At 28.2% G+C, this 11,403-nt stretch carries 12 protein-coding genes; 10 read left to right on the plus strand and 2 right to left on the minus strand.

Going from position 1 to position 11,403, the window contains the following annotated elements:
- Nucleotides 1-158: 158 nt before the first annotated feature.
- From nagA to AB2369_RS07165, 10 genes are all read left to right on the plus strand, one after another.
- On the plus strand, nt 159-1,268 hold the full coding sequence (nagA, locus tag AB2369_RS07120; protein ID WP_367665787.1) for an N-acetylglucosamine-6-phosphate deacetylase: 1,110 nt from the start codon (nt 159-161) through the stop codon (nt 1,266-1,268).
- Between the two features lie 34 nt (nt 1,269-1,302).
- A complete protein-coding gene (locus tag AB2369_RS07125; protein ID WP_346930708.1) occupies nt 1,303-1,614 on the plus strand; it encodes a hypothetical protein in 312 nt (103 codons plus the stop codon).
- A gap of 131 nt (nt 1,615-1,745) precedes the next feature.
- Nucleotides 1,746-2,486, plus strand: coding sequence for a tRNA pseudouridine(38-40) synthase TruA (gene truA, locus AB2369_RS07130; protein WP_367665788.1), 741 nt, complete (start codon nt 1,746-1,748; stop codon nt 2,484-2,486).
- A gap of 90 nt (nt 2,487-2,576) precedes the next feature.
- Complete coding sequence (locus tag AB2369_RS07135; RefSeq protein ID WP_367665789.1) at nt 2,577-3,851, plus strand: MFS transporter; 1,275 nt, start codon at nt 2,577-2,579, stop codon at nt 3,849-3,851.
- Nucleotides 3,852-3,996: 145 nt separating this feature from the next.
- A complete protein-coding gene (locus AB2369_RS07140) occupies nt 3,997-5,007 on the plus strand; it encodes a LacI family DNA-binding transcriptional regulator (protein ID WP_367665790.1) in 1,011 nt (336 codons plus the stop codon).
- A gap of 125 nt (nt 5,008-5,132) precedes the next feature.
- Nucleotides 5,133-5,816: a response regulator transcription factor gene (locus AB2369_RS07145; RefSeq protein WP_367665791.1), complete on the plus strand. Its 684-nt coding sequence runs from the start codon at nt 5,133-5,135 to the stop codon at nt 5,814-5,816.
- 4 nt (nt 5,817-5,820) lie between these two features.
- On the plus strand, nt 5,821-7,254 hold the full coding sequence (locus AB2369_RS07150) for an ATP-binding protein (RefSeq protein ID WP_367665792.1): 1,434 nt from the start codon (nt 5,821-5,823) through the stop codon (nt 7,252-7,254).
- Between the two features lie 92 nt (nt 7,255-7,346).
- On the plus strand, nt 7,347-8,399 hold the full coding sequence (locus AB2369_RS07155) for an Ig-like domain-containing protein (RefSeq protein WP_367665793.1): 1,053 nt from the start codon (nt 7,347-7,349) through the stop codon (nt 8,397-8,399).
- Nucleotides 8,400-8,707: 308 nt separating this feature from the next.
- On the plus strand, nt 8,708-9,463 hold the full coding sequence (locus AB2369_RS07160) for an exodeoxyribonuclease III (protein ID WP_367665794.1): 756 nt from the start codon (nt 8,708-8,710) through the stop codon (nt 9,461-9,463).
- A gap of 81 nt (nt 9,464-9,544) precedes the next feature.
- Complete coding sequence (locus AB2369_RS07165) at nt 9,545-9,817, plus strand: hypothetical protein (protein ID WP_367665795.1); 273 nt, start codon at nt 9,545-9,547, stop codon at nt 9,815-9,817.
- A gap of 81 nt (nt 9,818-9,898) precedes the next feature.
- On the opposite strand, the gene AB2369_RS07170 is transcribed toward AB2369_RS07165, so the two are convergent.
- Together AB2369_RS07170 and AB2369_RS07175 are read right to left on the minus strand one after the other, a co-directional pair.
- On the minus strand, nt 9,899-10,270 hold the full coding sequence (locus AB2369_RS07170; RefSeq protein ID WP_035130245.1) for a hypothetical protein: 372 nt from the start codon (nt 10,268-10,270) through the stop codon (nt 9,899-9,901).
- A gap of 313 nt (nt 10,271-10,583) precedes the next feature.
- A partial coding sequence (locus AB2369_RS07175) for a hypothetical protein (RefSeq protein WP_367665796.1) occupies nt 10,584-11,403 on the minus strand: 820 nt, incomplete at its 5' end.

An 11,403-nucleotide genomic window follows, 5' to 3' on the forward strand; every position in this document is an offset into this window, starting at 1 on the left:
GATATAAAGAGAATATTAAAGAATAAAGAGGAAGTTGTTTTATTCATGCGGGTTTGAAGGTGTTTTTCATTTAAATAGTGAGATTAAAAATATATTAAAATGTAAATTATTAATAATTGCTTTGTTAGTGAAAAATAAAGATTTAAGGGGTAATGGTAATGATAAAGGTATTAACAGATACAACAATATATATTAAAGATGGAAAAATAGCAAATGATGGACAGTCTTTAGTTATAGAAAAAGGATATTATGCAGTACCTGGTTTTATAGATGAGCATACCCATGGTGGATATGGAACAGATGTCATGTATGCTGATTATGAGGGCTTGAGAAATCTAACTAATAAATTACCAGAAGAAGGAGTTACAGCCTTGCTTCCAACTACCATGACTGCAAATTTGAATGACATAAAAGTAGCAATTGATAATACTTTAAAGGTTAAAAACTATAATGAAAATAATAAAATTGGTGGAGCAGAAATAATTGGACTTCATTTAGAAGGTCCTTTTATAAATAAAAGGTATAAGGGAGCTCAACTTGAAGATTATATTTTATCCCCAGATGTTGATATGCTAAAGGAGCTTATAAAGCATTCTCATAACAATGTTAAAAAAATTACTTATGCCCCTGAATTAGACAATAACTTTGAATTTATAAAATGTCTTACTAACAATAATATTATTCCATCAGTAGGGCATAGTGATGGGACTTTTTCTCAGATAGAAACAGCTGTAGAAAAGGGTCTTTCCAGTGTTACACATTTTCATAATGGACAAAGTCCTCATCATCATAGAGAACCTGGAGTAGTTACTGCTGGTTTTGCCTTTGATGAATTAAGTGTAGAAATAATATGTGATGGCATACATCTTCACAAAGATACTGTAAAAGCTGTTTATAAAATAAAAGGAAGGGATAAAATAATATTAATAACAGATTCTATGGAAGCTAAAGGGTTAAAGGATGGTGAATATGAGCTTGGTGGACAAAAGGTTATTAAGATTGGAAGTGAAGCTAGACTTGAAGATAAAACCTTAGCGGGGAGTTGTTTAACTATGATAGAAGCTGTAAGGAATATAATAAAATTCACTGGATGTACCTTAGAAGACGCTGTTACTATGGCAAGTACAAATCCAGCTAAAGACTTAAATATACTTCATATGAAGGGTAGTTTAGATATAGGTAAGGATTGTGACTTAGTAATATTAGATAGCAATTATAATATTGTAAAGACTCTATGCAAAGGAAAAGTTGTGTTTAAAACTAGATAAATGTTTTAAGTAATAAGAATGGAGAAATTAAATTATGGCAAAGAAGAATAGTAAAAACAATGATTTTTTAAATACTCATAGAAATAGTTCATCCCCTAAGATATATTCTCTTTTATTAGATTTAGTAAATAATGAGAGAGAAGACTTAGCAAAGAGTGTATTAAAGGTGGATTATTTACTTCAGTATACGAGTAATGCTATAAAACAAAGGGATTATGCAGAAGCAAAAGAAGCTATAGAAAAGGCTAGGGAAAGAATTGATAGTTTAAAGGCTGAAAATGTGGATGTGGAGTATTTAGAATATCTTTACGAAGGGATAAGTAAAAATTGCAAGACGACTAAATAATATAACTACATAATTTTATAGATTTATTTTAGTAAAGAGTATATACTTAATTGGGAATGAGCTAAGAGTTAGAAAAGTTAGAGCTTTATTCTATAGAGAATTTAACTAGTATAGATAATAGAGGAGATTTTATGAGAAATTTAAAAATGGTAATAGAATATGATGGAACAAGATATAAAGGATGGCAAAAGCAAAAGGACAATGTTGCTACTATACAAGATAAAATTGAAAATGTATTAAGTAAGATGACTAATGAAGATATTCAAGTTATAGGTTGTGGGAGAACAGACACAGGAGTACATGCTAAAAACTATATAGCTAACTTTCATACTAAATCTACCCTTACCAATGAAGATATTTTGAACTATCTTTATGAATTTTTACCAGAAGATATAGTTGTAAAATCAGTAACTGATGTTCATGAGAGATTTCATTCAAGATATAATGCAAAGGCAAAAACCTACGAGTATACTATAAACAATGGAAAATACAGAAATGTATTTAATAGAAAATTCACATACCACATTGAAGAAGAAATTAATTTAAATGCCATGATAGCAGCAGCAGATATTTTAGTTGGTACCCATGATTTTAAGAGTTTTACTAGCTTAAAATCAGATAATAAATCCACTGTTAGAACCATAAATTACATTGACATAACAAAGGATGATGAGATTATTAAAATAGAGGTCAATGGAGATGGTTTCCTTTTAAATATGGTTAGAATAATAGTTGGAACTCTTTTAGAAGTTGGAAAAAGTCAGTTAAAGCCAAGTGATGTTGCTAGAATATTAGAAGCAAAAGAGAGAGCACAAGCTGGACCAATGGCTCAGGCTAAAGGATTATACTTAAAAGAAGTTGAATATAATTAATTTTAAGAGAGCAATAATGCTCTCTTTTTGCATAACTATTGAAATTTTGTTTAACCTAAATAGATAATGATTATTTAAGGTGGACATAAAATGGATAAATCAAAGACGATACAAATAATAAAGACATTTTCAAGAAATATACATATAATGGTGGCTAGTGAAGCTCTAAGTGCTTTGGCCATGGGGATATTTTTTTTCTTACAAGTTTTATATTATGATTTTATAGGCTTATCGGCTGAAGCTATAGGAACAGTATTTTCCATAGGTTCTTTATTCACCTTGATAGGTTTTTTTATGGGACCATTTATTAAGATATTTGGACGTAAGAGAATTTTATGCATAGGATTATTAGTTTGTTCCATAGGAGTTGGATTTCATATGGGATTTAAATCAATGATAGTTCTTATAATAGGTCAAATTCTTATAAATTTAGGCACATGTCTTATACATGTTACAGAATTACAATTATTATATTCTTATACCACAGGACAAAAGGAGTGTTGTGCCTATAGCTATAAGTATTCTGTGAATTTAATTGCTGGAGCCGTGGGAGCATTAATAGCTGGAAATATAACGGGGATGGAATATTTTGCCCAAATAGGATATGAAAAGTTATTTCTATTAGCAGCCATAATCCTTATAGTAACTTCATCTATTAGATGTTTTTTGTTGCCTAAAGATATAACTAATGCAGTAGAGAATGAAGAAGTAAAAAAAAGTATGAGGGAATCAATAAAATGCATAAAGTCTGATAAGCAAATTAGACTTTTTTCTATGCTTCTATTTATTAACGCCTTAGGATTTAGTGGTGTAGGACCTTATAATAATTTAATATTAAAGAATTACTTTAATTTAGGGAATAATATAATATCTTATATAACCTTTTCATTAACTATTTTGAGTATGGTTGGGCTTATTCTAATGCCTAGATTTATAGAAAGAATTGGGGTAAAGAAATTTAATTTAACTATATTTGTAATTGCTATTGTTAGTTGCTTTATATTAACAATGGTTTCTAATAGTGAATTATTTATATTTTTCTTAGTTATTAGAGGTGTATCTGTTGGTCTAATAATTTCCTCTTTAGATAGCTTGATGATGAGTAATATAGCCATAGATCATAGAGATATATTTGCAGCAGTAAAGATGTTAGCCAATGGGTTCTCAATAGCTATAGGAAATTTTGTTGGTGGAACTATTTTAAATAATTTAGGGTACAGATATAATTATTTATATGGATTTGTAATGCTTCTTTGTGCTACACTATTTTTCTATTTAAAGGTTAGGTCATACATGGCAAATACTATAATAAATAGAAGTTGTCCTTGTCATTTTAAGGTTAAACACATTGAGTACAAGAGATAGCATTACATAGTAGATATAAAGTTAATATAGACCATGTGCTTACTTTGATAAATATTGGGGAGCATATGGTCTATTGTAGTTTAATAGAGTATCATATATAATATATTTATAACTTAATAAATGACATAAAGTAGGAGGAATCTGTATGGGGGTTACAATAAAGGACATTGCTAAGATTGCCCAAGTGTCGGCAACTACGGTTTCTAATGTTATTAATGGAAAGACAGCGAAAACTACAGAGGAGACAAAACAGAGAATACTAAATTTAATTAAGGAGCTTGACTATAAACCTAATGCCATGGCTAGGAGCCTGGTTAATGGAGAAACTAAGCTTATTGGGGTAATTTTGCCAGATATCTCTAGTTTTTATTTTTCGCGAATAATTAGGGGGATTGAGGAAACCGCAGAGGAGCATGGATATAGTATATTAGTTTGTAGTACATATAATAGTGCAGAAAATGAACATAAGTACATTAACCTAATGAGAGAGCATTGTGTAGATGGTATGATAATTGCACCTAGTTTAATAAAAGAGAGTTGGCAATTTGAAGATCTATTAAAAATTAAGTATCCTATGGTAGCCATTCATCGGAGCATTAGTAGTGGTGAAGACGTTTGCAATGTGTATCTAGACAGTTTTAATGATGGTTATGAAGCAACTAGACACCTTATTGAATTAGGTCATAAGAATGTTGGATGCATTAATGGAACACAATGGTTAATAAATTCAGGCGACGGCATGCAAGGATATAGACAAGCTATGAAGGATCATGGGTTAGAAATAGATGAACAGTGGACATACTCCTCTATGCATGATGTAGAAACTGGTATTAAGGGAGCTGAGAAACTTTTAAACTGTAGGAATAAGGTAACAGCTATAGTGGCTTGTTCTGATGTTATTGCTTATGGAGTTTATAAAGTTGCTAATAAGCTTAAGATATCCGTACCAGATGACTTATCCGTAATAGGTATTGATGATTTAGTTTTTTCTGAAATTATAACGCCAGCTCTTACAACTTTTAAACAACCTATAGAAGAAATGACTAGGAAGGCCACTGAAGAGTTGATATCTATAATTTTACGACAACCAAGAGAACAATCAGAGTATAGGTATACATCTGAATTAGTAGTAAGAGAAAGTGTACAAAGAATATAGTTTTAATCCCTATCTAATATAGATGGGGATTTTTTATTTTGAGACAGTTACTTCATATATTTGCCATATATAATATGAAGATGTATATTATAATTAATGTATGATTTTTGATTTGGGAGAGGGATATGGGTATAAAGATTTTAATAGTAGAAGATGAAATATCTATAAGTGATATATTATATACTGCATTAAAAAGTGAAGGATATAGTGTAAGATGTGGATTTACCGCTAAGGAGGGCAGAGAATTAGTAAAAAATTTTAAACCTGATTTAGCTTTGTTAGATTTAAATTTACCAGATGAAAGTGGCTTTGAGCTATGTAAAGAAATTAATAGTAAGCATTTAATTCCTATTGTTATATTAACTGCAAGAAATGATATAGTAGATAAAATTTTAGGGTTAGAGCTAGGAGCTGATGACTATATGACTAAGCCATTTCATATAAAGGAAGTCCTTGCAAGGGTTAAAACTGCTCTGAGATGTGTAGAAAAGTACAAAGTGAAGAGTGAAAGTGAATTTTTAGAAGTTTCAAACCATATAAAATTAAATATAGATAGTAGAATTGTATTAAAGGATGAAGATGAAGTTAGATTGAAACCACAGGAATATGATTTGTTTGAATTCTTAGTGAAGAATAGGAATAGAGTATTTTCAAGAGAAGAACTTCTTAATAAAGTTTGGGGATTTGATTATGATGGAGATATTAGAACTGTAGATGTTCATGTAAGAAGAATTCGAAGTAAATTAGATAATGAAAATGAGAGATCTCTTATAGATACAGTATTTGGGGTAGGATATGTGATGAGGTAATAATATGAAAATAAGAGTAAAATTTATATTTTCTATACTATCTATAATTATAACTTTTGGAGTAATATTGAATTTATCCATAAGGCATATATTAATTATTAGAATGGAGGCATCCATAGGTAGCTCATTAAATGAAATTATGTATAGTACTAGGGAAGCAATAAAATACAGATTACTAGCAACAGATTTAGAATACGAAGAAGACAGTTTAGTTAAAGAAAGTAATTACTTGAATAGATATATATCATCTAATTTTCAATGTACTGTAGAAATACGTGATACAGAAGGAAAAATATTAAGTGAGAATGTAGATGAATCTTTTAGAAATACATTAGATAGTGGCAATAAAAATGCTGAAGAAGGAGTTGCTGTTGTCAATCTTAAATATGAAGATAAAAAACTCTATGGAATTCTGTCCTATCCCATTTTTATAAATGAAGATAACCTAGGAGTACTTAGTATAATTAAAGATTATAGTGAAGCTTATGATGAAAATAATAGGATGATGTTATTTATAACTGTAGTAGAAGGCGGTATATTATTCTTTATATTTGGCTTAAGCTTTTTCATAATAACTAAAGTTACTAAGCCTATAATAACATTAACAGAAGGGGTGAAAAAAGTAGGACAAGGAGACTATAGCTTTTATGTAGATGTTTATGGAAATGATGAAATAGCTATATTGTCAAGAGAATTTAATAGTATGAAAGAGAAAATAGAAGAACAAATAAATACAATAAAAGAAGAAAAACAAAAAGTAGAGAAATTAGAAAAAAGTAGAAAAGCTTTTTTTGACAATGTAACTCATGAAATGAAAACACCCTTAACTGCCATTTCCGGATATGCAGAGATGATAAATGATGAAATGGTAAAGGATGAGGCCTTCAAGAAAAGGGCTATAGAAAGAATATATTTAGAAAGCGAAAGATTACATCACTTAATTATAAAATTAATAGAAATATCTAAGGGCCTGTCTTATACTGCAGAAGAATTTAAGGAAATTAGCATAGATCAGATTATAGATGAGATAAGTGAGGACATGAGTATAAAAGCACAAAAATACTCTATAAAAATTATAAATAATTTAGAAAGTGGTATAGTATCAGTACAGTGTAACAGAATTAGGGAGCTTATTATAAATTTAATTGACAATGGTATAAAGTATTCTAAACCACAAGAATCTCTTTATATAAATGGTAAAATAGAGGGTAAAAAATATATTCTAGAAGTAAAGAGTATGTCAGGAATTATTCCTAAGGAAATATATGATCATATTTTTGAACCTTTTATAAAATCTAAAAAATTTTCAGAATCTGAAAGCAGGGGACTTGGATTATACTTATGTAGTGAAATTATAAAAGATCATGGAGGTTCTATAGATATTATAAATGGAGAAAAGGTTACTGTAAAAGTAAATATACCGTTAAGTATAAAATAGCCTTGTTAATAACTTGGAAATAACTTTACTATAGTTGTTAAAAATTTAATCATATACTTATATTAAAGTTATTAAGTAGGGGGCATTTTAAAATGAAATTTAATAAATTTATATTGTGTTTTGCAGCTGTTATCATAGTTACTGGTACAACTGTGATAGGGGGATGTAAAAAGAAAGATAAAGAAATTGTATTATCTGATAATGTAGCTAAAGATATTCAGGTTGAAGAAAATGAGATAGAAAAGTATATAAAAGAAGGAAATAAATTTTTAGAAGAAAAAAATTACACAGAAGCTAGAAAATCTTATGAAGCTGCAATAACAAAAGGTAAGAATGACAAGCAAATTTATATGGATATAAAGGATCAATATTTAAATAAAAATAGATATGATGATGCTTACTATATTATTAAATTAGCAATTGAAAATAAGGTTGATACAGAGAATATGGAGAAAGTGCTTACTAGTATAAGAGATAAGATGGAAAGTGTAGAGCTATCTTATGAAATATATGAAGATAAAGATTCATTTGTTTTGCCACAAGAAGTGGATATAACTGTAGATAATAATAAAATTAAGGATTATGTACTTTGGGAAAAGGAAAACCAAGATATATCCAATAAACCTGGACAGTACTCATATAATGGCGTAACAAAGGAGTACGGAAGAAATGTTCATGTTACTTTAAATGTAAAAGCGAATGTAAAAGAAGATGTAAAAGAAGATATATATGATAGTAAGTTTGGAATTGTAAAAGATATTTATACAGATAATGGCACTGTTTATATATCCTTTGATGAAGCAGAATTTTATTTTGGATGGGAAGAAGCAGTAGCAGAGGCTGTAAAAGACAATAAGGCTATGCAAAAAGAAGATGGAACGTACACATTGCCAGATCCTTATTATATTAGATATCACATCGGTGAGATTAAGGTTTATGAAGTATCTAAGGATGCCTCCTTCAATTTATTATCCTATGACGTAGACCCATCTAATAATCATACAAATGAGTTGCAGAGTGTTGATTATAGTACTTTTAAAAAGAAGATAGATAATTGGAAAGGTGGATATGTTAGTAACTTACAATTTAATGTTGATATGAAAAATGGTATAGTTACAAAAATGAGTAAGCAATATACTCCATAAAATGATAATAAAATATAAGGTGCAATAAGTTAAAAAATCCTGTATAAAAGAAGTTGTATTGACTGATTTATATGGGATTTTTTTATTTAATAAAGAATATATTTTTTATTAAATCTGCAAATAGAGTTTAATAGATTTAGTTCAAATATACAAATAAATATATAGTATATGCTACAATAAGAAGTAAGATGATAAAATTCTTTTGAATTTATTGTAATAAACTATAATTATCAATAAAGGAGTTAAGAATAAAATAAATTTTAAGTTATTAGAAATAATTAGAGTACTTTAGAAAAGAGGTATAATATATGAAATTAATTTCGTGGAATGTTAACGGCATTAGGGCTTGCGTTCAAAAAGGATTTTTAGATTTCTTTAAAGAAGTAGATGCAGATATGTTTTGTATTCAAGAAAGTAAAGTTCAAGGTGGGCAGATAGAACTTGCTTTAGAAGGATATCATCAATACTGGAATTATGCTGAGAAAAAAGGATATTCAGGAACTGCTATATTTACAAAGGTAGAACCTATGAATGTATCCTATGGAATTGGAATAGAAGAACATGATAAAGAAGGCAGAGTAATTACTTTAGAGTTCGAAAACTTTTATCTTGTAACAGTTTATACCCCAAATTCTAAGTCGGAGTTAGAGAGACTTGATTATAGAATGGTTTGGGAAGATGAATTTAGAAAGTATCTTAAGAATTTAGATAAGGATAAGCCAGTGATAGTTTGTGGAGATTTAAATGTAGCTCATAAGGAGATAGATCTTAAAAATCCTAAAAATAATAGAAGAAATGCAGGATTCACTGACGAAGAGAGAAATAAATTTACTGAATTATTAGATTCAGGGTTTATAGATACTTTTAGAAATTTTTATCCAGATTTAGAGGGAACATATTCTTGGTGGTCCTATAGATTTAAAGCTAGAGAGAAAAATGCAGGATGGAGAATTGATTATTTTTGTACTTCTGAAAGATTAAAGGACAGTTTAGTTTCAGCGAAGATACATACAGAAGTATTAGGTTCAGACCATTGTCCAGTAGAACTGCAAATTAATATGTAATATTTAATTTAGAGTAATATTATTCCATGAACTTAAATATAATATATAAAATTATACTTAAGTAAATATGGAGGGGTTACTATGATAATAGATGCTAGTCTAAGGGATTTGAAAATTAAAGGAAGAAAATTTAGAAATGAAGGAAGAACCATGGGAATAATACTAAAAAGTAATGGAGATATTTTGCCAATTAGTATTAAACGTTCAGATATGGATAAATTTCTAAAAAGATATGGAGACCATAGTGATGTGACTTTAAGTGTTAATGGAGAAAATATTAATACATCGGTAATAGAAGTACAAAGAGATCTAGTACTTCATTATGCACATAATGTACAGTTTAAAGAGATTTAAATTATAGTTTAAAAAATCCCCAGTTAAGTTGAGTGTTCTCAACTTAACTGGGGATTAATTTATTTTATTAGCACTTATAGATTAAAGTGGTATTCTTGCAAGAACCATATGTTTATTTTTCATATTATATAGCTGTTCCTTAGTGATTTCTTGAATAGTTGTAATCTTAGTTACATTGTGGATCATGCCAACTCTAATTTTTGCATCTTCTAAGTCTCTTGCTAATAATGTTCCACAGTATCTAGCATCTTCAGTATCCACATTGAATAAGAATACATTTAATTTCTCTATTGGTACAACATCCTTCTTTAGAAATTCATCATCAAATTCCACTTCACTATCAAGAGAGATTAAACCTTCTCTAACTATAAGTTTATCCCACCCTTTATATTCACAAAGTCTACCCCATAGTCCTAAATTCATAATGCTTCTTACAGTAAGTTTTACCATCATAAAAATTCACTCCCTCTCACTTTTACATCATATATTTTAATTATTATTGTACCATTAATTTGAAGATTATTCAATCAATTTACTGAATATTAAAATTTTTTATATTTTGTATACAATATTTATTGATTATACATTAATAAATGTATTAAATTTATCAATAATTATGATTACCAATTTAAAAAGATTTATGTTAGTAGTTCTTTGGATATTTATTATAAAGTTCGTAATGAAAATTTTATAATAAGTTGTTTTATATATTACTGAAAGATAAGTTAGATGAAATCAATGAAGATATTAAAGTCATTATGTAAAACTACATAATGACTTTAATACCTTTAGCTTCAGCTTGTTTTATGAAATCTTCTAAATTAACTATATGACAATTCTTTAAACTAATAGTTTTTAGTGTAGGTATATCAAAAAGTTTGGAGTAATCTGACAAGTAAGCATAAGATAGATTCAAGGTTTTTAGATTACCTATAACTTCTATTCCATCTACATCTAAAGGACCTTCTAAGCAAAGAGAAAATTCCTCTACTTTGGGGAAATTCTTTAAGGTTGATAGGACGAAGTTACCGCTAAAATTAATGGTTAAATTTTTTACATTTGGAAATAGTGGTAAACTGTTCATAGAATCAGTTTTAGGGTATATAATTTGAAAAGTCTCTGCTTCCTCTATTAGGTCTACTTCACTTAAAACATTCAAGTTACATCTATATATACTTAAAGCTTTTAAATTATCTAATTTGGTAATAGGTAAATAATCTAAAATTAATCCATCATCAATTATATCTAATGAGTTTAAATTTTCAATATATTCTAAGCCTTCTAGATTAGATACATTTTTTATTTTAAGGGTATTTATATTTAATAGACTGTTTTCATCTAACGAATTTAAAGAATAGAAATCCATACCTATAGATTTTTTTATTGTAAGATTAAGGTTAGAATCTTTTATAATTTTTTGAGAATATATATAATAATCAATTAAAAAGAAAACACATATAGACAAAATCACCATAATAATTCTCAGATGTTTTTTAGTATGAAATTCTTTTGTAGCTACATAAATTATAGTCAAACTTAAAGATAATATGAGAATTATTATGGTGATTTTGTCTATATGTGTTTTC

It is taken from the genome of Clostridium sp. (assembly GCF_040797585.1).
In the GTDB taxonomy this organism is placed as follows: Bacteria; Bacillota; Clostridia; order Clostridiales; family Clostridiaceae; genus Clostridium_Z.